22 protein-coding genes are annotated in these 25,982 nt (G+C 42.1%); 10 read left to right on the plus strand and 12 right to left on the minus strand.

Translation table 11 applies throughout. From position 1 onward, the window contains the following. The first annotated feature begins 101 nt into the window (after positions 1–101). Positions 102–545, plus strand: a complete 444-nt coding sequence (locus F607_RS27935; RefSeq protein WP_084611082.1) for an IS630 family transposase — start codon at positions 102–104, stop codon at positions 543–545. 48 nt (positions 546–593) lie between these two features. On the opposite strand, the gene F607_RS0103035 is transcribed toward F607_RS27935, so the two are convergent. From F607_RS0103035 to F607_RS0103065, 7 genes are all read right to left on the minus strand, one after another. Next, positions 594–1,490, minus strand: a complete 897-nt coding sequence (locus F607_RS0103035; RefSeq protein ID WP_027706864.1) for a DUF6625 family protein — start codon at positions 1,488–1,490, stop codon at positions 594–596. Position 1,491: 1 nt separating this feature from the next. Next, positions 1,492–2,364 (minus strand): glycosyltransferase family 2 protein, encoded by an 873-nt coding sequence (locus F607_RS0103040; RefSeq protein WP_027706865.1) that lies wholly within the window; start codon positions 2,362–2,364, stop codon positions 1,492–1,494. After that, the gene (gene rfbD / locus F607_RS0103045) at positions 2,357–3,262 is read right to left on the minus strand and encodes a dTDP-4-dehydrorhamnose reductase (protein ID WP_027706866.1); all 906 of its coding nucleotides are present in this window, start codon (positions 3,260–3,262) and stop codon (positions 2,357–2,359) included. Before rfbD ends, F607_RS0103040 begins: the two co-directional genes overlap by 8 nt. Continuing rightward, positions 3,255–3,812, minus strand: a complete 558-nt coding sequence (gene rfbC / locus F607_RS0103050) for a dTDP-4-dehydrorhamnose 3,5-epimerase (protein ID WP_027706867.1) — start codon at positions 3,810–3,812, stop codon at positions 3,255–3,257. The genes rfbD and rfbC overlap by 8 nt, the downstream gene beginning before the upstream one ends. Before the next feature lie 2 nt (positions 3,813–3,814). Beyond that, positions 3,815–4,684: a glucose-1-phosphate thymidylyltransferase RfbA gene (gene rfbA / locus F607_RS0103055; protein WP_027706868.1), complete on the minus strand. Its 870-nt coding sequence runs from the start codon at positions 4,682–4,684 to the stop codon at positions 3,815–3,817. 134 nt (positions 4,685–4,818) lie between these two features. Further along, entirely contained in the window at positions 4,819–5,835 is a 1,017-nt protein-coding gene (rfbB, locus tag F607_RS0103060; RefSeq protein WP_027706869.1) for a dTDP-glucose 4,6-dehydratase, read from the minus strand. Positions 5,836–5,841: 6 nt separating this feature from the next. Further along, positions 5,842–6,516, minus strand: coding sequence for a BUD32 family EKC/KEOPS complex subunit (locus tag F607_RS0103065; RefSeq protein ID WP_027706870.1), 675 nt, complete (start codon positions 6,514–6,516; stop codon positions 5,842–5,844). Positions 6,517–6,786: 270 nt separating this feature from the next. Between F607_RS0103065 and msbA the strand changes: the two genes are divergently transcribed. Together msbA and hldE are read left to right on the plus strand one after the other, a co-directional pair. Further along, positions 6,787–8,613, plus strand: coding sequence for a lipid A export permease/ATP-binding protein MsbA (gene msbA, locus F607_RS0103070; protein ID WP_338112601.1), 1,827 nt, complete (start codon positions 6,787–6,789; stop codon positions 8,611–8,613). 16 nt (positions 8,614–8,629) lie between these two features. Next, a complete protein-coding gene (hldE, locus tag F607_RS0103075) occupies positions 8,630–10,069 on the plus strand; it encodes a bifunctional D-glycero-beta-D-manno-heptose-7-phosphate kinase/D-glycero-beta-D-manno-heptose 1-phosphate adenylyltransferase HldE (RefSeq protein ID WP_027706872.1) in 1,440 nt (479 codons plus the stop codon). A 33-nt stretch (positions 10,070–10,102) separates the two neighbouring features. Here hldE and F607_RS0103080 read toward each other — a convergent pair whose 3' ends face one another. The 3 genes from F607_RS0103080 to F607_RS0103090 are packed head-to-tail and all read right to left on the minus strand — an operon-like array spanning position 10,103 to position 13,060. Next, on the minus strand, positions 10,103–11,062 hold the full coding sequence (locus F607_RS0103080; protein WP_157365367.1) for a hypothetical protein: 960 nt from the start codon (positions 11,060–11,062) through the stop codon (positions 10,103–10,105). Then, on the minus strand, positions 11,055–11,837 hold the full coding sequence (locus F607_RS0103085; RefSeq protein ID WP_027706874.1) for an aldo/keto reductase: 783 nt from the start codon (positions 11,835–11,837) through the stop codon (positions 11,055–11,057). The genes F607_RS0103080 and F607_RS0103085 overlap by 8 nt, the downstream gene beginning before the upstream one ends. After that, positions 11,837–13,060 carry an FAD-dependent oxidoreductase gene (locus F607_RS0103090; protein WP_027706875.1) on the minus strand — a complete coding sequence of 408 codons (1,224 nt, stop codon included), beginning with the start codon at positions 13,058–13,060 and terminating at the stop codon, positions 11,837–11,839. Before F607_RS0103090 ends, F607_RS0103085 begins: the two co-directional genes overlap by 1 nt. A 159-nt stretch (positions 13,061–13,219) precedes the next feature. Here F607_RS0103090 and waaA point away from each other — a divergent pair, with 159 nt between their 5' ends. Further along, on the plus strand, positions 13,220–14,548 hold the full coding sequence (gene waaA, locus F607_RS27940; RefSeq protein ID WP_084611084.1) for a lipid IV(A) 3-deoxy-D-manno-octulosonic acid transferase: 1,329 nt from the start codon (positions 13,220–13,222) through the stop codon (positions 14,546–14,548). Between the two features lie 150 nt (positions 14,549–14,698). On the opposite strand, the gene F607_RS27945 is transcribed toward waaA, so the two are convergent. Beyond that, complete coding sequence (locus F607_RS27945; RefSeq protein ID WP_051310796.1) at positions 14,699–16,093, minus strand: TolC family outer membrane protein; 1,395 nt, start codon at positions 16,091–16,093, stop codon at positions 14,699–14,701. A 462-nt stretch (positions 16,094–16,555) separates the two neighbouring features. Here F607_RS27945 and F607_RS0103105 point away from each other — a divergent pair, with 462 nt between their 5' ends. The 5 genes from F607_RS0103105 to parC all read left to right on the plus strand — a co-directional run bounded on the left by F607_RS0103105 (position 16,556) and on the right by parC (position 23,141). Further along, positions 16,556–17,005 carry a DUF1249 domain-containing protein gene (locus F607_RS0103105; protein ID WP_027706876.1) on the plus strand — a complete coding sequence of 150 codons (450 nt, stop codon included), beginning with the start codon at positions 16,556–16,558 and terminating at the stop codon, positions 17,003–17,005. Between the two features lie 170 nt (positions 17,006–17,175). Beyond that, positions 17,176–17,982: a 3',5'-cyclic-AMP phosphodiesterase gene (gene cpdA / locus F607_RS0103110; protein WP_027706877.1), complete on the plus strand. Its 807-nt coding sequence runs from the start codon at positions 17,176–17,178 to the stop codon at positions 17,980–17,982. Between the two features lie 289 nt (positions 17,983–18,271). Further along, positions 18,272–18,907, plus strand: coding sequence for a YqiA/YcfP family alpha/beta fold hydrolase (locus tag F607_RS27950; RefSeq protein ID WP_038289818.1), 636 nt, complete (start codon positions 18,272–18,274; stop codon positions 18,905–18,907). Between the two features lie 12 nt (positions 18,908–18,919). Then, positions 18,920–20,806, plus strand: a complete 1,887-nt coding sequence (parE, locus tag F607_RS0103120; RefSeq protein ID WP_211233588.1) for a DNA topoisomerase IV subunit B — start codon at positions 18,920–18,922, stop codon at positions 20,804–20,806. 76 nt (positions 20,807–20,882) lie between these two features. Next, entirely contained in the window at positions 20,883–23,141 is a 2,259-nt protein-coding gene (gene parC / locus F607_RS0103125) for a DNA topoisomerase IV subunit A (RefSeq protein WP_038289822.1), read from the plus strand. A gap of 61 nt (positions 23,142–23,202) precedes the next feature. Here parC and F607_RS0103130 read toward each other — a convergent pair whose 3' ends face one another. Next, the gene (locus tag F607_RS0103130) at positions 23,203–24,429 is read right to left on the minus strand and encodes a hypothetical protein (protein ID WP_027706880.1); all 1,227 of its coding nucleotides are present in this window, start codon (positions 24,427–24,429) and stop codon (positions 23,203–23,205) included. 321 nt (positions 24,430–24,750) lie between these two features. On the opposite strand from F607_RS0103130, the gene serB reads away from it, so the two are divergent. Beyond that, entirely contained in the window at positions 24,751–25,956 is a 1,206-nt protein-coding gene (gene serB / locus F607_RS0103135; protein WP_027706881.1) for a phosphoserine phosphatase SerB, read from the plus strand. Positions 25,957–25,982 lie beyond the last annotated feature (26 nt).

Here is a 25,982-nt window from a genome sequence, read left to right on the forward strand (position 1 = left end):
TTTATGAGTACGAAGTCAGCGGACATAGAGGTTCTATTCCTTGATGCGGTTCACCCTGAGCATAACACGATGGCGGCATATGGCTGGATTAAAAGAGGCCATTGCCAACAAATAGTGGTCGCCAACGACTCAATCTCCATGGAGCCGTGAATGCAGAGACAATGGAGATGACGGTGATTGAATCAGACACCATTAATAAAGAATCCACTGTTCAATTGCTTTCTATACTGGATAAGAAATACGAAAGCGCAAAACAAGTTGTTGTCATCTTGGATAATGCTAGATATCACTATTCCAAAGAAGTGAAACAACTCGAAGAAAAAAGCCCAAGATTGAAGCTAGTCTATTTACCGCCTTATTCACCTGAACTGAATTTAATTGAACGGGTTTGGAAGTATTTTAAAAAACAAGTGCTCTACAACAAATACTACAAAACCGTTTGTGAATTTAGAAAAGCAGCGATTGATTTTTTTAGCAAAATCGATCAGCACGCCTATGCGTTAAAGTCACTACTCGGTGGTGGTTTCGAGAATATTTGCACCTAAAACTCAAACGCTTTAGGTATAGTTAAAGTTTCCTATAAAGAGTTGGTTTTATGCTGGTAGAAAACCTTTTTCAGAAATTATCCAGCCGTCAGTAACCTTATTAGGTGGGACAAGGTTAATGTGGCTCAAACTTTCCCAGGCTGCTTTGTTTCCATATTTTTTGGGTAACCAAGCAGCTGACTTTAAGTTCATAAAATGAAGGTATAAAAACTCTCTATCACCATCTGTATTATTTGTTAGTTTTCCACTCTTCCAGTACCATACGGTTGGGTGTTCTTCAGAACCATTTATCCATAAAATAGGCGAAAGAATAGTGCTATATTGTTCTTTAAAGTAGCAGTTTCTGTTGTATGCATTGAACATGGCATAGCATTTTCTTAACCAGGCAGAGTACTTTTTATGACGTAAGTATATTTTAGAAAATTTTGACTCATCGATACCATGATGCTTGGTATCAGCCATGAACTGTTGCCAGTTTTTAATTAGTTTGAAAGCGGTTCGATTTTTTTGAGTATTTTTAAAAAGAGCTAAATGGCCTGAAATTCTATCCCAGTGAGTTGATATTAGATTATGTGTTAACACTTGCTCATTATAAAAAGATCGTATATCCCCATAAATAACATCAATATCACCGAAACCATAATAGTCATAATTTTTGATTTCGTCTTGATGTATAAAACCCAAGGCTGGTTTTATATCACATAATTTGTATGGATCAGCGTCTTCGAAATTAATATCTAGTGCGTCACTTATTTTTTTTTTGTAGTCTTGAAAAGAAATATAAGTGAGTTTGACATTTTTTGCTGTATTGTTAGGGGGAGGGCAGTCACTAAATAATAGCCAGTCAATGGTTGGGTTATGCTTACAGGACTCTATATATAAGTCAATCCATTCAGGCCATTGGCCAAAATAAGGTATGATGATAGCTATAGTTTTTAATGACATATTATTTTTTTAAGTAAGAAGCTGGGAGGTTAAGTAATCCTTTTACAACTTTTATATTGTAAAACTTAGGATCAATTGATCTTAATATTGTTAATGCATATTTTGCATCTTTTTTGGAGGTTTTAACAAACATACTGAGTAAAAATTGGTTTTTTACCTTTAGGTAATCAGGCTTGTCTTTATATTTATGATATGTTTTTAGAATTTCTTCAGTCATTAACTGATAGTTTTTATAGGTATTGTTACCATGTTCCCGGTAGTAAGCCAGGATATCACTTAGAACAGCAATTTTATAGCCATGAGAAGTGATCTTTAACCAAAGATTTAAGTCTTCCAGACGAATATCAGTATCAAAACCGCCAACCTTATTTAGTACTTCTGCTCTAATCATAACGGTGGGTGCTGCAGGACCTTCTTTTGAGTGAGTGAACATTTTATGAAAATCGACTTCTCTGTAAGGCTTAAGTCTTTGTTTGGACTTCACTTGGCTCTGTTCATCAATACAAATAATATTACCGCCACATACCGCTATATCTTCTCGTTTTTCTAAGAAGTTAACTTGTTTTTCGATTTTGTCATGGAGAATAATATCATCTGACCCTAAGGGGCAAATATATTTTCCTTTAGCATGCGTAATCGCTTCATTTAAACTTGTTGCAAGGCCTTTATTTTCTCGATGTTTAAAAAAGAAGTTAAACTTTTGGCTTAATGCTTTTAGGATTTCAGGGGATTTGTCTTTTGAACCATCATCTATAACAATAAGTTCAATATTGCTATAAGTTTGAGTTAAAACACTTTTTATGCAGTCCGTGATATAGTTTTCATGGTTATAACAGGATATTACGACTGAAACTAATGGTTGTGAGTTAGCCATCGATGGTTTCCTGCTTGGCATTTGATATTAATATTAATACATCGTTCAGTGCATCTTTCCAGTTACGAATATTTACATTAAATCGAGCTTCAGTATCACTGATATCAAGTACAGAGTTTTTTGGTCTGGTTGCCTTTTGCGGATATTCTTCGGAGGTTACAGCATTGATTAAAGGCTTTTTTTGTACAATGTGTAGGTTATAACTTTGATAAATAATTTCAGATGCAAACTCATGCCAACTACAAATACCTTTATTTGAAAAATGTATTGTATCTAAGCCAGTAGGTTGGTTTTGAAAAAGAAAATTCAGTGTGAAAGAGGCTAAATCGTGTGCTGAAGTGGGCTGTCCTATCTGATCTTTTATAATTGATAGTTCTTCTTTTTTTGATGCTAGACTTATCATTGTTTTGACAAAGTTGGTATTAAAAATACTGAAAATCCAGCTTGTTCTAATAATGAGTGCATTGGGGTTAACAGATACGATTGCCTGTTCACCTAACCACTTTGTTTTTCCATATGTGTTAAGTGGAGTGCATTTATCATGGATATTATAAGGTTCTTTTTTCTCACCAGAAAAAACATAGTCTGTCGAGTAGTGAACTAGAAAAATACCTCGTTTTTTACATTCTATAGCAAGATTGTTTACTGCAGTGCTGTTAATTGCCAAGGCAGTATCATAATCACTTTCTGCTCCATCAACATTAGTGTAGGCAGCGGTATTGATGATGTAATCTGGTTTTATTTTATCCAGTTCATTACTGACTTCTTGTGGATTAGTTATATCCAAATTATGTTGGTCTGTGGGTATAAACGTAAATGAAGGAAATTTACTTGATTCACGTAATATTGATTGACCAAGCTGACCGTCAGCACCAGTAAGCAGGATTTTTTTATTCATAGTGAGGTAACTCCTTTTCGCTCACTTCGTTAAGCACTGGTAGCTTTAAGTCCTTTGGTGACAACGTGTGATTTGGCATGTCAGGCCAATCAATTTTAAGCGTGGAATCTTGCCAAAAGATACCGTATTCATCCTCTGGGTGATAATAGTCTGAACACTTATACTCAAAATCGGCTTCTTTCGATAAAACGATAAAGCCATGAGCAAAGCCTTCTGGAATAAAAAGTTGTTTGTGGTTATCAGCTGATAATTTAACGGCTACCCATTGGCCAAATCGAGGAGACCCTTTGCGAATGTCGACAGCAATATCAAGCACTTCTCCGTGAGTGACACGCACAAGTTTTGCTTGAGGATTATTTAGTTGATAGTGTAAACCTCGAACTGTTCCTGCTTGTGATTTTGAACGGTTATCTTGGACAAATGTTGCAGCAATACCAAACTCTTTATAGCGTTCAGCATTATAAGCTTCATAAAAAAATCCTCGACTATCTGCAAAGACGCGAGGTGTAATTTCAAGTACTTCTGGGAGTGATGTTTCTTTAACGATCACGATTATCTATCCTGCTTAATCAGGCTTCTAAGATAAGGGCCATAATCACTTTTATCGAAATATTTGGACTGATGAATAAGTTGGTCATCAGTAATCCAACCTTTTTGCCAGGCAGTTTCTTCTGGAGCGCATATTTTGACGCCTTGTCTGGTTTCGAGCGCGTGAACAAACTGGGAGGCTTCAAGTAATGATTGGTGAGTACCAGTGTCTAACCAAGCAATACCTCGGCCAAATATATTAACATTTAATCGTTTTGCCTTCAGGTAAATATTATTGATGTCGGTTATTTCTAATTCCCCTCTTGCAGAGGGTTTTAGGTTTTCGGCAAAAGAGATGACGTCGTTGTCATAAAAATACAAGCCAGTGATGGCGAGGCTCGAGTTTGGGTTAGCAGGTTTTTCTTTAATATAAAGAGGGACTTTATTGTCATCCAGAAAAATCACACCATAACGTTCTGGATCGCTTACATGATAGGCAAAAATCGTTGCTCCAGGGGCCTCTTGAGCTTGGATCATTTGCTGCTCAAGGCCTTCTCCAAAAAATATATTATCACCTAAGATTAAGCAGCACTTATCATTTTGTAGAAAGTCCTTAGCAATAATAAATGCTTGGGCAATACCTTCAGGATTAGGCTGGATGAGGTATTGAATATTTATACCCCACTGTTGTCCATCACCAAGAATTTTATTGAAGAGAGGGTAATCCTCTGGTGTTGTGATCAAAGCGATATCTCTAATACCTGCCTGCATGAGTGTTACCAATGGGTAGTAAATCATCGGCTTATTATAAATTGGTAAAAGATGCTTAGAGATACCTAATGTAATTGGATAAAGCCTGGTTCCTAAACCACCTGCGAGTATTATGCCTTTCATAGTCTAACCATATATTTACCCATGGAACTTTAGGTTAAAGGCTTATTTTTAAAGTATTCAGTGAATAGATTAAGTGCATTGTTAGCAGTTGATTTTAGTGAGCCTTTACCATGTTATTCACAGTGGGATATTTCTTAAAATTGTTTATTTTTCACCCAATCTAAGTTGTTTAGATACCATTGAACAGTTTTATCTAAGCCTGATTGGAATGTCTCTGCTGGCTTCCAGTGTAGTTCAGTTTCCATTTTGGTTGCGTCTATTGCATAACGTGTGTCATGACCAAGACGGTCTGTAACATGTTGAATGAGCCGCTCAAAGTGTTTTATACCTTGGGGTTTATCTTCAATGGCGGTATCTAATAAGGCACAAATTGTTTTAACCACTGAAATATTGGTTTGCTCATTAAATCCACCAATATTGTATGTTTCTCCGACTCTACCATGACCAAGTACAGTCATTATGCCATCAACATGATCATCAACATAAAGCCAGTCTCTCACTTGCAAGCCGTTCCCATATACTGGAATAGGTTTACCTTGAATAGCATGCATGATGGTAAGCGGGATAAGCTTTTCTGGGTATTGATAGGGACCATAATTATTTGAACAGTTTGTAGTGATTATGGGGATATCATACGTCTTATGCCATGCTCTTACCAAGTGATCTGAAGCAGCTTTGGAGGCGGAATATGGGGAGTTTGGCTTATAGCGGCTTGTTTCTGAAAACAGACCTGTTTCAGCAAGACTGCCAAAAACCTCATCTGTTGATACATGGATAAATCTAAAGTCACTCTGATTGTTTTGTTGAAGATGCTGTTTAGTCACTTCTAATAGATTATAGGTACCAATAACATTGGTATCTAAAAAGGCACGAGGATTTTGAATAGACCGATCGACATGAGACTCTGCTGCTAAATGAATAACAGCATTAGGGTTTTCCTTGGTAAAAATGTCCTGCAGCTCGTCTTTGTTGCAAATGTCTGTACGGTAAAAGGCATAACGATCAGACAAGCTGCAGCTAGCAAGGTTATCAATACAGCCTGCATAGGTCAGTTTATCAACATTAACCACATGATTTGATGTATTGTTGATAAGATGTCGAACTAACGCAGAGCCAATAAAACCTGCACCACCTGTGACAAGGACTTTCATGTTAATTTAACACCTAACGAGAGTATTTAATGCATTGCTGATGGTTTGCTGATTTTTATTGGAAATGTAGCTTTGACTTGCTTTTAAATAAGCATCAATAAAGTTTATAGGTGACTGAGCAAAAAGCAGCGAGACATCATCTTTGTATCGAATGAGATGGTTGAAATTACGTATACGCTTGTTAATGGAAAGAGGTTTTCTGTAAAACTTCAAGTCAGCTACATCAATTAAACCTAGTTGATTGCTATCTTGCAGCAAAATGTTACCCAGGTGTAAGGAACGGAAATATATTCCTTTATTATGTAACGTGCTGATAAATTCAGCGATGCGTTTAATTAAGGTAGGCTCAATTGAGCCAGAATTTGCTGCAGCGGCTGCTTCCCTAACCGTTTGTCCATTCAGAGGTAAATAACGAACAATACAACGTGGTGGTTTACTTATTTTAAACATATCAATAACTTGGACACAGGGGATGCCCAGCTCGTTTAAAGTATGAGCGTTTTTAACAAAGCGTTTAGCATAAGGAAAAAAAAGAGCGGAAGAAATGAGCCGTTTATTGCGGAAAAGTTTAATGTAAGAACCATCCTTTAACGTGATGACCTTTTCTCCGCAGGCATCTTCCTCAATGACAGTGGCTCCATCTTTTAATTGGTTGTATTCGCTTAAAGAGAGTAATTTCATTGCACCACTGTATATGATTTACACGATATCGGTAAGCAGGCAGCAAGATTATGACAGGAAGTTAACAGGAGAGACTCACTTTTAACCTCATAAGTCTTCTTGGAAAATATCAAAAGCACCTGAAAATGTTGCTCTGGTTAAAGAAATTAGAAAGGTGTGCTGCTGATTTAGCCTGTTTGTAACTCAGGCTATTGTACGCATGGACTTTTATAAAGCAAGAAGGATGTCTATAGATGTGTTGTGTGTATTATGACGTTCTGATGGCAATCTGTGTTAGAATCCGGCGCCTTATACCATGTAATTGATCGAGGCATTATGAGTACAGATCCAAATTACCCTCCACAAAGTGGTTTGAGTGTCTACTTACGTCTGCTCTCTTATGTCAAGCCTTACACTGGTTGGTTTTCTATTAGTATTGTGGGCTATATTCTATTTGCCTTAAGCCAACCATTATTTGCCAAAATGATGGAGTATTTTGTAGCTGGCCTGGAAGGCTCAGATACAAGCTTGATTTATTTGGTGCCGATAGGGACTGTTATCATAGCCTTATTTAGAGGTTTAGGTTCTTACCTGGGTAACTACTTTATTGCACGAGTGTCACTGGGGGTAGTGCATGACCTGCGTTGTGGGCTGTTTGACCAGCTTGTCCTTCTACCTAACCACTACTTTGATAATCATAATTCTGGCCACTTAATATCTCGTATTACATACAATGTTGGGATGGTGACTGGAGCAGCGACAGATGCCATCAAGGTCGTAATAAGAGAAGGCTTCACAGTGACTTTCTTGTTGGGATTCCTGTTTATCACTAACTGGAAGTTGTCTCTCATCTTTGTAGGTATGGCCCCCCTGATTGCGTTGGTTGTCAGTAAAGCTGGCAAGCGGTTTCGCAAACTAAGCCGCAAAATTCAAAATGCTATGGGGAATGTGACTCATGTGGCTTCAGAGACCATCAATGGTTATCGTGTAGTACGCAGTTTTGGTGGTGAGGACTATGAGCAGAAGCGCTTTCACGAAGCAAGTTCTCTAAATACCAAGCAAAACCTGAAAATGGTTAAAACATCAGCGGTACATACCCCTACTTTACAGTTTTTGGTGCTTACTTCGCTTGCGTTACTTATGTTCTTAGTACTGTTTATGCGAGGAGACGCAACAGCGGCTGAGCTAGTAGGCTTTGTGACTGCAGCGGGAATGTTACCCAAACCAATTCGTCAACTAAGTGAAGTGAATGCCACTATTCAAAAAGGAATTGCGGCTGCACAGAGCATCTTTGAGCAAATAGATGAGCCAGCTGAAGAAGATAGTGGCAAGCATGAGGTGACAAGGGTTGAAGGCAGACTTCAACTTAACCACTTAAGCTTTTCTTACCCAAATACTGAAAAAGTGGTTCTTAAGGGTATTTCTCTCCACATTGAGCCAGGTGAGACCGTTGCCCTTGTTGGCCGCTCAGGTAGTGGTAAGTCAACACTGGCGAGTTTAATCCCAAGGTTTTATGACAATATAACTGGAGAGATACTTCTGGATGGTATACCTATTCAGCAATATAAACTGCGGAATTTGCGTCAGCAAATTGCTTTGGTTACTCAGCAAGTGACACTCTTCAATGATACCGTCGCTAACAATATTGCTTATGGTGACCTTCAGCACAGAACTCAGGATGAAGTTAAAAAAGCCGCTGAAGCAGCCTATGCGATGGAATTTATTAAAGACTTACCTGAAGGTTTGAATACACTGGTAGGAGAGGATGGCGTACTGCTTTCAGGGGGGCAGCGACAACGACTGGCTATTGCTCGGGCAATTTTGAAAGATGCGCCTTTGCTTATTCTTGATGAAGCGACCTCAGCTCTTGATACTGAGTCCGAACGAATGATTCAAAAGGCGCTTGATCAGGTGATGAAGGGAAGAACCACTATTGTCATCGCTCATAGATTATCCACTATCGAAAATGCGGACAAAATTGTAGTAATGGATAAAGGTGAAATAGTTGAAGTTGGCACCCATCAGCAGTTACTTCATCAGTCAGGCCACTACGCAAAGCTACATCATATGCAATTTAAAGAAGAAGCATCCGAGTCCTCAGATATCGCCATTAACTAAGTGTGAGATATAACTAATGAAGTTGAGTATGCCTCGTTTTGATCACAGTAGCGTTCTTGTTGTTGGCGATGTCATGCTGGACCGTTACTGGCATGGTGTTACCTCTCGAATTTCGCCTGAAGCCCCTGTTCCAGTGGTCAAGGTGGGAGAAAAAGAAGACCGGCCAGGTGGGGCAGGAAATGTAGCATTGAACATAGCAGCACTGGGTGCACCAGCTTATCTAGTGGGTGTAACAGGAGATGATGAAGCGAGTCATGTGTTACAAGCCTGTCTTGAGGCGGCTGGAGTATGGTGTAGCTTTCAGCAGGTTAAGGATGAACCTACTATCACAAAGCTCAGAATTATCAGTCGACATCAGCAGTTGATTCGACTGGACTTCGAAGAAGCTTTTAAGTCTCTTGATGAAGTAGGATTTACTGAGCGCTTTACTAGCCTTCTGCAAAATGTTGATGTGGTAGTCCTCTCTGACTACGGCAAAGGTGCACTGACAAAGCCTCAGCAATTAATTCAAGCAGCTAAAGCAGCTGGCAAACCAGTGCTAGTTGACCCGAAAGGAACTGACTTTGCCAAATATCAAGGGGCAACGTTAATCACACCAAACTTATCAGAGTTTGAAACTGTGGTTGGTGCTTGTCCTGATGAAGCGACACTTACACAGAAAGGAATGGCTTTACTTGCGGAGCTGGAGCTGGATGCTCTTTTAGTGACACGAAGTGAGCATGGCATGACCTTGCTACGGCCTTCAGGTATCCCTTTACACTTACCTGCCCAAGCGAAAGAGGTGTTTGATGTAACAGGGGCTGGCGATACAGTTATTGCTGTTATTGCTTCAGCTTTGGGCGCAGGTTTGTCATTGCCTGAGTCTGTTGCATTGGCTAACTTGGCTGCGGGTATTGTGGTGGGCAAGCTGGGAACTGCTACCGTAAGTGCTCCTGAGTTGCGTCGAGCACTTCAGGGTGAGCCTGATCTTGAAAAAGGTGTGATGACGGCAGATCAGCTACTAAGCACCATTGAAGAGGCAAGGGCACAAGGTGAAAAGGTTGTTTTCACCAATGGCTGCTTTGATATCTTGCACGCGGGCCATGTGGGTTATTTGGAGCAAGCGCGTTCTCTGGGTGACAGGCTGGTGGTGGCTATTAATGATGATGCTTCTGTTCGTCGCCTTAAAGGTGAAGGGCGTCCAGTTAATCCCGTTGATCGACGTATGACAGTGTTGGCTGGATTGGCTGCGGTGGATTGGGTTGTCAGTTTTAATGAAGATACTCCTGAGTCTTTGCTGCAAAAGCTAAAGCCGGATGTTTTGGTAAAAGGTGGGGATTACACAGTAGATAAAGTGGTCGGAGGAGAAATTGTACACAGCTATGGTGGTCAAGTGGCTGTATTGGACTTCTTAGATGACTGCTCAACAACTGCAATTGTTAACAAAATCAAATCACCTAAGCTTACTGATAAATAAAGTGCTGGATATTGTGTTTGCTGTTATGAGCCTTTAAGTATCAGTGCCTTCTTGAAAAGGCTGGTTATTGTCTTTAACCCAAATACCTTGCCGGCTACAAAAGTACTCTGACAAGTAAAACTTGCTAGTGTCACAAATAGGAATAAGCTGACCATTGTGTAAGGTGGTCGCTTTTCCTGTTAGCTGGTTGTTTTCATTAATTTCTGCCCAAACCACCAATGTATTCTCATTAAACCTAACCTCAATACTCTGCGACTGATCACTCCAGACATCTTCACAATGGAAGAGTGATAGTTTTTCCTTCTGAATAAAGTCAGGAAGAAGCTTAAACTCAAAGTAGCTTACTAGCTGAGCAGACTGTGTGGGTTGGTGCAGATAAAGATGGCACTGCTCTCCCTTAAGTTGATTTTTGTAATATGTCGCTATTTTGTGATGGGGGCGCTGTGCCTGCGAAAGCATTACTGCTGTTTGAGATTGTGAGTGGAGAGGGATTGATGGGTAAACAATAGGTAGGGGCTTTTGGTCAAAGCTTGTGACCAAACACTGGCTTCTATCAGGTGTTAGCCATAGCAACTCTTCTGCAACTTCTTGTAATACAGTATTTTGTGGTGAAGATAATGACTCTGAGGGTACGAAGCCTGAAGGTAGCTTGAGTACAGTATCCCCAAAATCTGGCCGGATCTGAGGGACTAGTAGCAGCCAGCGTGAGTCCTGCAATTGCACAGTAATATGTGCTGAAACCCCCAGGTTATTAAGCAGGATGCAGGCTACATTACTGGAGCAACTGGCTGGCTTAAACGTTGATCTGCTTGCTGCAGCTCTTAGTTGCTGCAACTGAGTAAAGGATAGTGCTTTCCCCCAGCTTTGGAAATTGGCTTGGTAGCTTGAATCATGCTGCCTAATAAGCCAGACACTTTGGCGGTATGTTGTAAAAAGACTACTGCTGTATGTGTGTAACAAAGTACCAGAAGCAAGCATATTTAAATTAATCAAGGACCTCAGAAATACAAGCGGCATTATGAGCCAAGTGGGTTGGGGTAATGGTTCCCACAATAGTGCTTGTAACCGCTGGGTGGGCAAAAATGAATGCCATACTCTTTTTTACTGGGTCGCCATCTTCTAGGCAAATATGGCCGCTACCTAACGCCTTTTTGACAAATATGGCTTTTTGGTTAGAAGCAGCATAGTCAAGAACAGGTTGCTCTGTTTGATCTGCCAGGTTATAGGTTGCCATAACTATATCTGCTTGACTTGCAGCTAAAATGCCACCCTCAACAGTTTTGGTGGACATACCAAAGGCACGTATTTTTCCTGTTTTTTTGAGGTCACTTAAGTAATCCAGGATACCAAAGTGCTGGATAATATATTCATCATTACCATCTGAGTGCACAAGTACCATATCCAAACAGTCGACATTAAGACGTTGGCAACTTCGCTCAATGCTTAGCTTTGCCGCTTCTGGGGTAAAGTCAAAAGAAGACTGGCCTTGTTCAAATGACTCACCCACTTTTGTACAGATGAGCCAATCATTTTTAACTTTATGTAGAAGTGAGCCTAGGCGTTCCTCGCTGGAGCCATAAGCGGGTGCTGTATCAATCAGGTTAATACCAAGCTCTTTCGCTTGTGACAATAAACTCAGTACGGCTCTATCATCTGGAATGGAAAACTGCTTGGGGTATTTAACTCCCTGATTTCGACCCAGCTTAACGGTACCTAGCCCTAAGGCTGAAACCCACAAATCAGTCTTTGCCACCTGTCGACGTTGCATTAAAAAAAGTCCTCCCAAAATGGAGGAGCTATGGGGGCCAGGGGCAGATTGTTTGGTAAATGCTGGGTATGACTTTGGTCGGTTGGTGATGTCAATCTGTCAGTAATACCATCAAGATTAAGTAGTTTGATCACTTCATCCGCAAGGTTGGGAGCTAAAGCAAGCTTAGTTGGCCAGCATATAATGCCATTATGCACAGGCTTGCAGTAAGCTGCATCAGGTCGAATATAGGAAAGCTGTTTTGGCTCAGCTCGGTTAACATGTAAGGTTGCCCATTGAACCTCGGAAAAGTCGATCCATGGGAGCAGTTTCTTCAGTTCTTTCTGAGCAATTTCAATCTGCTCGCTTGCAGAGCGTTTTACCCCTGTCTCTGCGATTTCACCACCTAAGTACCAAACCCAATCACCATCTGCAGTTGGATGACTAGAGACGGTAAGCCTGGGTACTGTGCTGGTGCCAATGCAGTGAGCATAGAGTGGGTTAGGATGACTATGCTTAACCATCACCATATGGAGTGGACGTGTTTGCTGCTTAGGCTCATTGACTCCCCACTTGGTCATAAGTGAGGCCGTCCCTTCTCCAGAGGTGAAGACATAGCGTTTGGCAGTGAAAAGGTACTCAACATCTTGATATTGAAGCTTTATACCTGTGATTTCATGCTGCTCGTTGGTGAGTAGCTGTGTGGTATTTTGCCAGTCAACCTTAATGGCTTGCTGTCTTATTGGCTTTACAAGTTCATCAACTAAGCTAGGTATATCCAATACCAACTCATTAAGTTGATAAACACTGCCTTTGAATTTAGGGTTTCTAAAAATGTGTGGAATATTGTCAGGTTTGAGTGGGGTGACTCGCCCTCTCAAAGCTTTGCTGGCAAAAAATGTTGTAAGTTTTGATCCAATGCCAGCAGTAGACCAGAGGTAATGATGAGGCGAAAGAACTTTTACTTGGCTAAGGTCGAACTCCCCGGTTCCATTCAGGCATTTACGCCAGCGATCTGGCATACCCGCAATGCATTCTGAGGCCTTGGTTAAGTTGCCTGACAGGGCATACTTGGTACCACCGTGGATGATACCTTGTGAGCGGCTGGTTTGAATGCCACCTAATTGGTGCTCTTCAAGTAACAGGGTTTGGAACCCATTTTTATGCAGGGCATTGGTTAACCAAAGGCCGGCAATTCCTCCACCAATCACAATTACATCAGTTTCTATACGTACTTGCTGCATATGTATCTAACTGCTTGCTCAACCAATAAGGAATCTGGGAGTATACGCCAGCAAGCTGGATTGGTCATCTCTCTGCAGAGTGGATGAGTTAGCATGCTGTGCTGTATTCATCATTAGGGACCTTAATTTTTTTGATTCTATGTCAGTTGGGAGAAGTCATTGCTATCACGCCTGCTTTATACGTTGTTATTTTATAGCGTAATGCCATTTGTGCTATTAAGGCTAAGCTATCGTGCTGTTAAAGCACCAGACTATGCAAAGCGCTGGAGAGAACGTTTTGGCTGGTTTACCCCGCGGAATACTCGTCGGCCAGCAATATGGGTTCACTCAGTCTCGGTCGGTGAAACCCTCGCTGCGATCCCGCTGATCAATAAGCTTCAAGAGTGCTACCCTCAGCATCAGCTTGTGGTAACGACAATGACCCCAACAGGCTCAGCTCAAGTAAAAAGTAAATTGGGTGATCAAGTCTTTCATGTCTATGCGCCTTATGACTTACCAGGAGCTGTACAGCGATTTTTAGCCAAAATCCAGCCAGATCTAGCAATTATGATGGAAACCGAGCTTTGGCCGAATACCATTGCAGCATGTCATGCTCAAGAAATACCCGTGATACTTGCAAATGCGCGCCTATCGCATAAATCTGCCAATGGTTATGCTAAGTTCAGATCGCTCGTCGAACCAATGTTAAGGCAATTATCGCTGGTAGCTGCTCAAGATCAGGCATCAGCAGATAGATTTAAAGATTTAGGGGTTGCTGCTGACAAGGTATCAGTGACAGGAAGCATCAAGTTTGATCTTCAGCCAGATCAAGACCAAGTGGCTACAGGTTGCACCTTGAGGCAACAATGGCTGGAAAGTGGCAAAAAACAGGCGGTTTGGGTAGCAGCAAGTACGCATCCAGGGGAAGATGAGCAGGTGCTAAGGGCTCATCAACAGTTACTAAAAACTCATCCACAGGTACTTTTGATATTGGTACCAAGGCATCCAGAGCGGTTTAATCAGGTGGCAACACTCATTGAGCAAGCTGGACTTCGCTATATACGCCGGACTAGTCAGCAACTAGCAGATGAGCAAACCCAAGTTATTTTAGGTGACACTATGGGTGAGCTATTAATGTTTTTTGCGGCATGTGATGTGGCATTTATCGGTGGCAGCTTAGTACCTCATGGTGGGCATAATATGCTTGAGGCGTCTGCTCTTGGTAAACCTGTGCTAACTGGAACTCATGTTTTTAATTTTATGGAGATTAGCAAGCTGTTAAGTGAGAGTGGAGGGTTGCTGTGGGTTAATGATGCAGAAACCTTGGTTATAGAAGTTGGAAAGCTTTTAAAATCCCCAGCACAGGCTGAGATATTAGGGCAGAAGGGGTTGCAACTGGTTTCTCAGCACCGAGGTGCTATTGACCGGCTGCTTGTGCACATTGCTGCAATAACTGGCTTAGCTCACCAAGAAAGGGGGTCTTTGCCAAGCTCACAAATAAAGGAATAAATCGCGCGAAGTGAAAGGAGGATAATGAAGGGCGATAGTACGGTAGCCTCGCTCATCACAAGCAAAAACTACCCACAAGCCAAGAGACTCTTCATTATTATCAGCGTCTCGGCTTATGGGTTAGGCAGTAAAGTTCAGTTTACAATGTTGTTATTGATAGTTGAGTGGTGGGAGCAGTTCAGTATCTTGCTTTTTAGTCACCCAGTTGTTCAATGTTTTTAAATCACGTTCATCAAGCGTGCCTGCTGCTCTCCTTAGGCGTAAAGAGTTGATAATGTAGTCATAGCGGGCATTGAGATAATCTCGCTGAGAGTTATACAGTACTTGCTGGGCTTGCAAGACATCAATGATATTCCGAGTTCCAACTTCATAACCGCTTTCAGTGGCCTCAAGGGCACTCATAGATGAAATGGTACTTTGCCAGCGTGCATCAACCTTTTGCACGTCAGCCACAATGGTGCTGAAGAGATTGCGGGTATTCTGAAAGGCATTCCGCTGAGCAAACTCCTCTTGTTTTTGAGCCTGAGTCAGCTTATGGGTGGACTCTCTGACTTGAGAACTCGTTAAGCCACCTGAAAAAATAGGCAGGTCAACTTGGAGCTTGTAAACAGTTCTATCTGACTTTCCAGAAAAATCATCAATTGAGCTGGTACTTGAAGCTCCTGCGGTATGCTCATATTGAGCCACAGCATTAACAGTAGGGGCGTGGCCTGATTTATTTTGTCTTAATAATTCTTCTGCTGCACGAACTGAGTCTCGGGCAACCTTGATATCCAGGTTTTGTGTCATTGCATTGTCAACCCAGTCTTTGCGGCGGTTGGGGATAGGCGTTTTGACAGGCATTTGTTTATCAAGCTTACCGATAGAGGGGACGTACTCACCAGTAATGGTACGCAGCTTTTCTAAACTGACATCGACATCGTTCTCTGCAACAATTCGGTCGACCCGTGCAGTGTCATAGCTGGCTTTAGCTTCTAATACATCAGTTTTGGCGACAAGGCCAACCTCAAAACGTTGCTCTGCCTGATCATATTGCCGCTTGAAGGCTGCTTCTTTAGCTTTTGCTGTAGCCAAGGTATCTTGTGCTCTTAACACATCAAAATATGCTTCTGCCACTCGCAAGATGAGTTTTTGTAGTTCAAGCTGAAACTGGTGGCGGGCTTGTTCTGTTAGCACTTTGGAACGTGTGTAGTTAAACCACTTACTTAAGTCAAACAGTGGCTGTTGCAATTGAGCTGACCAGCCGTGCGAGTTACCGCTAGTGGTGCGGTTAGTCGAAGCTAAATCGTTGGCATCCAGCAGGTGAGTTTTGGTTTTTTGGGTGCTGGCACTCGCTGAGATTTGGGGTAAAAGTTGAGATCTGCCCTGGTCATCCAGTTCTTCTCCCGCCTTTAGTGCAGCTTTGGCGGCAGCAAATTCTGCGTCATTATCCAGAGCTAATTGATAAACTTCCATAAGATCAAGAGGCTTATCAGCAAAAGAGGACAGGGGGACGAGGACTAGTGCTGTCACCAAAAACCATTTGGGTGAACGTCGCTTTTTCATAGTAAAAAGATTCCTGAGCCTTTAGGGTTCTCGTCAGTTTGGTTGGCAAGAACGGGTATACTGTTATAACAAAAAACTGTACTCAAATAGTTAATTATTGCGCTAAACAATATTTAATAAGAGAAGATTATCAAATATTGATATGTAATAACAAAGAGTAACAAATTTTAGAGCGGTGAAATGAACAACGACCTGCTTTCCCTAGGGAGGTTTGTAAGCGAACAAGGATAATCTTATGGCGTCAGGATTCCTGTAAATCAGCGGAATAAAAAGTTGGTAGAAGGGTGAAATTTATACAGTTGTTATTTCGGCAGCTTATTTCCCTAAATAGGGCTTCAATGATATGCTTTTCTAAGAAAGTAGTGTTATTAAAAGCCTTTATAATCAGGAAATTACCAAGTATAAAGCGTTTTTTTTGTCAAGTTTTATGCTTGAAAGATATTGCAAAGCAGTGAGCAGAACATGGGTAAAGCTGAATACAAAGTTGACCTCGTTGAGCTACAAACACAGTGTGAAACAAACTATGCTCGCTTTCTTAAGCTGTTGCCTGGACTGGAAACAAAAGAACAGGCACATCTCGCTGTAAGAATGGGAAGCCAGCAGTTTATGGTGACGTTTACTGTGGTTGAGCGCTGTAAATATACCACTGTTTTAAGTATGCGCTATGAGCAAGGGCTTGGCTCTTGGCTAATACTTCCACTATTTCAAGTGCGTCTTTACCATGATGTGAGCATGGCAGAGGTAATAAGTATTCATAAACAACGCAATACAGCAGCAAAATACCCTTACCCAAACCCTCAGATGTTTTATCCTGATGAAAAGGCTCAGCATAATCGGCTATTGTCGGAGTGCTTGGTAAACTGTTTGGAGCATGGGTATGATCTTGATATGGTTAGCATACCCTCACAGTGAAACAGTTTTTATGTGAACTGTGTTTGATTATGTGCGATCTTAAGTTGGGGATGGAAACAAGATTGCTATAGTAGGTAAATTGTAGGGTAGGTAAGACGCTCACCAATAAGTGAGTTTTTATTGAGTTAAAATCGTTGGTCAGCTTTTCACTCGATTGCAGGAGTCAGACGTTGTCTGCCGACAATTCTAATAACACAGTTACCATAATTCAGATTACGGACTCTCACCTTTTTCAAACGGCTGATGGTCGTTTATTGGGTATGAATACCCAAGATAGTCTCAAAGAAGTCATTAAAAAAATTCAACTGGATATTGATAACGTAGACTTAATATTAGCTACTGGTGACATATCCCAAGATGGCTCACTCCGATCTTATAAAGAGTTTGCTCGGCTGGTAAATGGTATGGGCGTGTCGTCATATTGGCTGCCAGGGAATCATGATGAGTTTCGAGTGATGGCCCAACTGTTTGCCGGTAAAACAAACCTGTATAAAAAGATTACCACTGGGAACTGGCAAATTATTATGCTGAACTCAACGGTTCCTGGTAAGGTATTTGGTCAATTGAGTCAGGCTGAGCTGAACTTTTTAAATACTTCCCTCAAAAATGCTGAGCGACCTAATGTACTTGTTTGTCTTCATCACCACCCTGTACCTGTAAATAGTGCATGGATTGATCAAATTGGTTTGCGTAATGCAGAAGCTTTGTTTGAAACGCTTGCTAATTATGACAGTGTTCGTGCTATTGCCTGTGGGCATATTCATCAGGAATATGATCAAGTTCATGACGGTATTAGAGTGCTCGCCTCTCCATCTACGTGTGTACAGTTTTCGCCAGGTAGCGAAACTTTTCAGGCAGATGAGAGTGCGCCAGGTTATCGGGTTTTCCGTCTAGGTGCTGATGGGCAGATAGATACATTTGTTGAGAGAGTGACGCATATTGACTTTGAGATTGACTACAGTGTCAAAGGTTACTAATTTGTCTCTTAACTAAAGACTGAGTGTGAAGTAATAAGCAGCCGCTTATCCCCAGAATAATTAATCCTTTTTATTATCGCCTAAAAGCGCTAACTGTTGTATTTATGTACAACATTGAGCGATTAGTCCATCATCACTCTCCCATAGCTCAATCTATTCGCTAGCTGAGTATTGTTCAGACTGCTGTTGAGCTATGTATAGCTGGCTCTAGCATTATACTAGTCATTGCTGATAAACAAGAATCACTGTTGGTTATTGTTAGAGCAGTGTTAGCAACTCAAGGTAAGATATGCAAAGCGAATCTATCATTATTTATATTCATGGCTTTTTGAGTGCTCCTACTTCAAAAAAAGCACAACTAATGAAGGAGTCTTTAGCGCAGCAGTGCTTTAAACATCAGTATATAGTGCCACAGCTACCGTGCTATCCGACACAAGCTGCAGAATATTTGTGGGAATTACTTGCTACGAAGTCGGTAGCTTCTGATGTATATTTGATCGGCAGTTCATTAGGTGGTTATTATGGTATTTGGCTACGAGAGCGCTTAATTGCAGAAAAAACAGATATCGGTTGCGTAAAACTCGTTGCGATTAACCCTGCAATTAAGCCTTATGAATTACTATGTAATTATTTGGGTGACAATGTTAACCCATATACAGAGGAAAGGTTTACCCTTACAGAGCAGCATATTGCTGAACTTAAAGCACTAAAGGTTAGTCAGTTGAGTCATCCAGTGGACTGTTTGTTGATGGTACAAACAGCTGATGATGTATTAGATTATCGTCAAGCAGTCAATTATTTTCAAAGCTCACCACAGGTTATTGAACCAGGTGGTAGTCACCACTTTGACCATTTTGAGCAACACTTGGAAAAGATCTATGACTTTTTCGGAGTGTTACCACCTGTCGATCATAACAGGGGCTAGTACAGATTAATTATGAGTACATATAACGCTGAATCCATTGAAGTATTAAGTGGTCTTGATCCAGTTCGCAAGCGGCCTGGTATGTACACGGATACAACTCGTCCAAACCACCTCGCTCAGGAGGTGATTGATAACAGTGTTGACGAGGCTTTAGCAGGGCATGCAACCCATGTGAAAGTGACCTTACACCCTGACCACTCGCTGGAAGTTTCTGATAATGGACGCGGAATGCCGGTGGATATACATCCTGAAGAGGGTATTTCTGGGGTTGAACTGATACTTACTCGCCTTCATGCTGGAGGTAAATTTTCAAATAAAAACTATCAGTTTTCAGGTGGGTTACACGGTGTAGGGGTATCTGTTGTAAACGCGCTTTCTAGCCATTTGGAAGTCACTATTAAGCGTAGTGGTCAAACGTATCGCATGGGTTTTTTGAATGGTGAAAAAGCCCAAGACTTGCAAGCTGTGGGTACGTGTAAAAAGCGTGATACAGGTACTACAGTTCGCTTTTTGCCTGATGCGAAGTACTTTGACTCAGCAAAGTTTTCGGTTTCTCGGCTACATCATGTGCTGCGTGCTAAAGCCGTACTGTGTCCAGGGCTTCATGTTGAGTTTGAAGATCTCGGAACCAATGAAACAGTAAGTTGGTACTACGAAGATGGTTTGAAAGATTACCTTGTTGCTACCACTAAAAATGCTGAAACATTACCGAGTGACCCCTTTGTCGGCTCTATGGTTGGTAAAACAGAAGCGGCTGACTGGGCTGTACAGTGGTTACCCGAAGGGGGAGAGCAAATAGCTGAGAGCTACGTAAACCTGATACCAACTGCGCAAGGCGGAACTCATGTTAACGGCCTGAGAACAGGTCTTTTAGAAGCCATGCGTGAGTTTTGTGAGTTTCGTAACCTGCTTCCCCGAGGGGTGAAGTTGGCACCTGATGATATCTGGGATCGCTGCTGCTATGTTTTATCTGTAAAGCTCGCTGATCCTCAGTTTTCCGGACAAACTAAAGAGCGCCTGTCATCTCGGGAGTGTGCAACCTTTGTATCTGGTGTCGTAAAAGATGCATTTAGTTTGTGGTTGAATCAACATACAGCACAAGCTGAACAACTTGCAGAACTCTGTATCAGTAATGCCCAGCAGCGATTAAAAGCATCTAAAAAGGTAGCCCGTAAAAAAGTCACTGCAGGTCCCGCATTGCCTGGTAAGTTAGCGGATTGCTCTAGTCAGGACCCTGCTTATAGTGAGCTGTTTTTAGTTGAAGGTGATTCGGCAGGAGGCTCAGCAAAACAAGCCAGAGATAGAGAGTTTCAAGCCATCATGCCGCTTCGAGGTAAGATTCTAAACAGTTGGGAAGTGGATTCAGGGGATGTGCTTTCTTCTCAGGAAATTCATGACATTGCGGTAGCACTGGGAGTAGATCCTGGGACAGAAGATATTTTTGGGCTGCGTTACGGCAAGGTTTGTATTTTGGCGGATGCAGACTCAGATGGGTTGCATATTGCCACACTGCTCTGTGCACTCTTTGTTCGCCATTTTAGGGCATTGGTTGAGGCTGGCCACGTTTATGTTGCCATGCCTCCCCTTTACCGAATTGATGTAGGTAAAGATGTTTACTATGCACTGGATGATGCTGAAAAGCAGGGCATTCTGGATCGCATTGAAGCGGAAAAGAAAAAAGGCAAAATCAATGTACAGCGGTTTAAGGGGTTAGGTGAAATGAACCCCTTACAGCTAAGGGAAACGACAATGTCTGTCGATACTCGACGGCTGGTCCAGTTGACATTAGATGATGCGGAAGCAGCCTTCGAAACATTAGATATGTTACTAGCCAAAAAACGCGCTGCTGATCGTAAAGCTTGGTTGGAGTTAGTGGGTAATCAGGCTGAAGTTAATTAGTCCGCGTCTTTAGTTGATATACCTTGTGTAGCTCAAGGTATATAAGCACTAGCAAAGTTTAAGTGAGTTGGTTGCTATGGAAAATATTGTGATTGGCGATGATGGTGTAGAACGTCAGTCGTTGCATTCCTACACAGAGAATGCCTATCTGAATTACTCGATGTATGTCATTTTAGATCGAGCACTCCCGCACATTAGTGATGGCTTGAAGCCTGTTCAACGGCGTATTGTTTACGCGATGAGTGAGCTTGGGTTAAAAGCGACAGCCAAGTTTAAAAAATCCGCGCGTACAGTAGGGGATGTACTAGGTAAATATCACCCTCATGGTGATTCAGCCTGTTATGAAGCCATGGTATTAATGGCTCAGCCATTCTCCTATCGTTACCCTTTAGTCTCTGGTCAAGGTAACTGGGGGTCGCCTGATGACCCCAAGTCATTTGCAGCCATGCGCTATACCGAGGCCAAACTAGCGAATTATGCTGAGGTATTACTGAGCGAGCTTGGTCAGGGAACCGCTGATTGGGTGCCTAACTTTGATGGCACAATGTCGGAGCCTTCCTGTTTACCTGCCCGGGTTCCCAATGTGTTACTAAACGGCAGTACGGGTATTGCGGTAGGAATGGCGACGGATATTCCCCCGCATAACTTACGTGAAGTTGTGGATGCCTGTGTCCATCTTCTGGATAACCCAAAAGCGACAGTGGAAGATGTCTGTCAATTTATACCGGCTCCAGATTTTCCAACTGAAGCTGAAATTATCACCCCACAGAATGAGATAATTAAGACCTATATGACAGGTCGAGGCTCATTAAAAATGAGAGCCGTTTACCATAAGGAAAATGGCGATATAGTGATTACCGCGTTACCCCATCAGGTGTCGGGTGCTAAGATTCTCGAACAGATTGCTGCACAGATTCAAAGTAAAAAGCTTCCCATGGTGTCGGATTTACGTGATGAGTCTGATCATGAAAATCCAACTCGACTGCTAATTGTGCCTAAATCCAATCGGGTGGATGTTGAGCGTTTAATGGCGCACTTATTTGCAACCACTGACTTGGAAAAATCTTACCGTATCAATTTGAATATGGTCGGGTTAGATGGCCGTCCTCATGTTAAACCCATTAATGAAATTCTGTCTGAATGGTTGACGTATCGAACTGATACAGTACGTCGTCGTTTACAGTATCGTTTGGATAAAGTACTGAAACGGTTGCATATTTTAGAAGGCTTGTTAATTGCTTTCTTGAATATTGATGAAGTTATCGAAATTATTCGTTCAGAAGATCAGCCTAAGCCAGTATTAATGGAGCGCTTTGGCTTGTCATCTGAACAGGCAGAAGCCATTTTAGACTTAAAATTAAGGCACCTCGCTAAGCTGGAAGAAATGAAAATTCGTGGCGAACAGGATGATTTAGCCAAAGAGCGAGACAAGCTGGAGAAAACGTTAGGCTCAGCTGCACGGATGCGTACGTTGATCAAAAAAGAGCTGCTGGCTGATGCCAAGTCCTATGGAGATGATCGTCGTTCACCTATTGTGAGTCGAGCAGAAGCGAAAGCAATGGATGAAACAGACATGCTTTCTTCTGACCCTGTAACTGTCGTATTGTCTGCAAAAGGCTGGGTGAGAGCTGCAAAAGGACATGAAGTCGATCCTACAGCCTTGAACTATAAGGCGGGTGATAAATACTTAATGTCTATGCGAGGGCGAAGTAACTTACCTGCCGTCTTTTTAGACTCTACAGGAAGAGCCTACACTTTGCCTACGCATACCCTGCCTTCTGCAAGGGGGCAAGGTGAGCCTCTTACTGGGCGTCTCAATGTACCTTCTGGTGCAAACTTTATTGGTATTTTGTCTGCTGAAGAAGAGCCTAGTTACTATTTAATGGCTTCAGATGCAGGTTATGGTTTTGTTGTACCCACTAAAGAGCTGGTGACCAAAAATCGCTCGGGTAAAGCAGTGTTAACCTTGCCTGAGGGGGGATGTGTGCTTACACCCGTTGAAGTGAATGATATTGAGCAGGATTGGTTGGTAGTGATCAGTAACGAAGGCCGAATGCTGGTATTTCCTTTGGCTGAGTTGCCAGTGATGGCACGAGGTAAGGGTAATAAAATCATTAATATCCCCGCACCGAGGGTAGCTGAGCGAGAAGAGTTTGTGGTAGCGATGACGTTATTTGCGTCGGGTGATAGTTTGACCCTTCGGTCAGGAAGGCGGAAGTTGACACTTAAGCCGGCTGATATTGACCACTACCATGGTGAACGAGGCCGTCGAGGAAGCAAATTACCTCGAGGTTTCCAAAAGGTGGATTCAATTGAAATAGAGCCTGGCAACTAGTGTAGAGTTTCTCATACGTCATCGGAAAGTAAAAAGGCAGCCCCAGTGGCTGCTTTTTTTGTTATACCGGTTCGGGTGAAAGTGGGTAAAGGCTAAAAATTTTAGCTTCTGGACCGATAGGGTTTGCCTCAAAGGAGAGTTGCTTGCAAAACGAAAGATCATCTTTATGTATCAAGGGGCTGGTTTTAGCAATAGACGCTAGTTGAAGGGCAACGGCAAGTGGGTTATGAGCCAGTAGCGGGTGAGCATTTTCCTGGGTTTGTTGTTCTGCCATCTCAAGTGCAACGCCACAGCCTATTTTGAGGGTATCCAGTGCGGCCTCTTTTCTTCGGCTTTCCAACTCATTGATGAAATAAAGACCGTGGCTGACGAGTTCAGAAAAACTTAATGCGTCAGAAAAATGTACGACAGCATGCCCATCGGCGGTAAAACTTAACTTGCCTTCGTATTCATCAGTAATGACTTGTAGTAGCTCAGTAAAGTGGCTGAGTAGATCTTGAAAATCGCCAGCAAGCATATATTGCTGCAGCGTAGTCAAGTTATGGAGATGAATGCCGACAATGGCTGTTTGAGTTGGCTCTGGAATACTTTCACCTTCGGGGGCAGGAAGCAGTGCACTAAGTGCCCGTTGAACACTACCCACTTCATCGGGATAGGTTGTCTGGCTTAAGGTGCGTAATGCTCGTTCATCTTTGCGTTGTAATGCAATTGCCAGCCGTTTTAAACGAAAAGTAAGCTGATGTGTTTGTCGCATTAGCAATATGAGCCCGCAAATTAATAGCATCACACTACTCAGTATGACCATAAACATAGCTTCACGTGCAGGTTTGGCAGTCATAACTTGGTCGAGTCGCACTCGAATATGACCTACTAAAACATTTTGGTAATGCACTGGCGCCGAAAAAATTTTGGGATAAGGCTGGCTATTTAGTTTGGACTTGGTTTTCACTGTTGCTAGTAAGCGGTTATCGATACTAAATACTTCTGCACTGTAAATATAAGGGTTTGCAACAAGCTGACTTAAGAGAACATTTAAACTGAGCTGATCACCACTCGTTATAAGGCTTGCTGCGCTCTCGGCAAGCTGCTGGGTAATAGTTTTACCAAATGCATGTGCTAAATGTGTGTTTCCTGCAGAAATTTCTTCATGAGCAATAAAGGCAAATAGTCCACCAAAAACCCCTAAAATGAGTGTAAATAAAATGGCGAATTTTTTTCTGATGGACAACTGCCAGTGACGAAACCGGCGAAATAATTGAATAAATATGTTGTTCGTAGGTTCAAGCACGGGAATACCAGGGGTGGAAATATTTAAAAAGAAAAGGATGTTGTCTTATAGCTTAGACAACCATAGTTGGGTTATTTTACATTATTACAAGTGGCTAAAGCCCAAAACTTGGCACTAAGCATGAGTGTAAATTCCAAATCATGTTTGGGGTTGTTGTAACACAGTATTGCGTTTCATTTATGCTTTTATCACGCCATTTTTACATACTAATAGCTATATGTGTTGTGTATAAGTATGGTGTATTTTAAGTGAAATCGTAATATAACTGACCGTAATATTGCTTGCCTGTTCACTGGTTATTAACAGAAGAGGGGTTATAGGGTGGCGGATATTGTTGTACTCAATCTGCAGGGAAAATACCAACCAACCATTGCAGATCATTTTTTTCAGGTGCTTGCAGGCCACCAGGCTCAGATTTTGGATATTGAGCAATCAGCTTCTCATGAGCACTTCAGTTGTTCAGCATTACTTAGTTTGGCTGATAACACTGATGCGGCACTGCTGTTTAAAGATGTCGTATATTTTGGGCATCGTTTCGGTATTAATGTGCACATTGAACCTGTGAGCCAGGATGATTATCAACGTTGGCTGATTGACAAGCAGCACCCTCGTTATATTGTGACCCTGCTTGCGAGGCAGGTTACTGCTCAATATTTAATGTCAATTAGCCGGCTGGCCCTTGAGCATGGGCTTACCATTGAACGAATGGAACGTCTCTCCGCACCAGTTGATGTGAATACTCCTCCTACGGTTTCCTGTATTGAGCTGATGTTACGAGGTCTACCTGAAAACCTGCCACAGCTTAGGAACCATTGCTTACAGGTGGCTCAAGAGTTAGATGTTGATCTTGCTATTCAAAAAGACAGTGTTTATCGAAGGAGTCGCCGGCTGGTAGCCTTTGACATGGACTCTACCTTAATTCAAGCAGAGGTGATTGATGAGCTGGCCAAAGAGGCTGGAGTCGGTGCCAAGGTAGCAGCTATTACTGAGCAGGCTATGCGTGGTGAGCTGGACTTTAAAGAAAGCTTTACCAAAAGAATGAAGCTGTTAAAAGGTTTGGATGAGTCGGTTTTGGCTGAAGTGGCTGAACGGCTGCAGCTGACAGAGGGGACTGCGAAGCTTATTCCTACTTTGCAGAAGCTGGGCTATAAAACCGCTATTATTTCTGGCGGCTTTACCTACTTTGCTCGCTTCCTACAGCAAAAACTTGGTATTGACTATGTGTTTGCCAATGAGCTGGAAATAGTCGATGGTAAACTGACTGGTGAGGTTATTGGCGAAATCATTGATGGGCAAAGAAAAGCGGCATTATTGCAATCGCTAGCTAGTCAAGAGCATTTAGTAATGGATCAAGTTATTGCTGTAGGTGATGGAGCTAATGATTTACCCATGCTAGGGGTAGCAGGGCTTGGTGTCGCATTTAGAGCTAAACCAGTCGTTAAAACGGCAGCAAAACAATCCATTTCAACCTTAGGGTTAGATGCTTTACTCTATTTGCTAGGGTATCGAGACCAGGATTTACCCTGAGGGGTTAATTAATCTACAAAAAAGGC

Source organism: Zooshikella ganghwensis DSM 15267 (assembly GCF_000428585.1).
GTDB classification, from domain to species: domain Bacteria; phylum Pseudomonadota; class Gammaproteobacteria; order Pseudomonadales; family Zooshikellaceae; genus Zooshikella; species Zooshikella ganghwensis.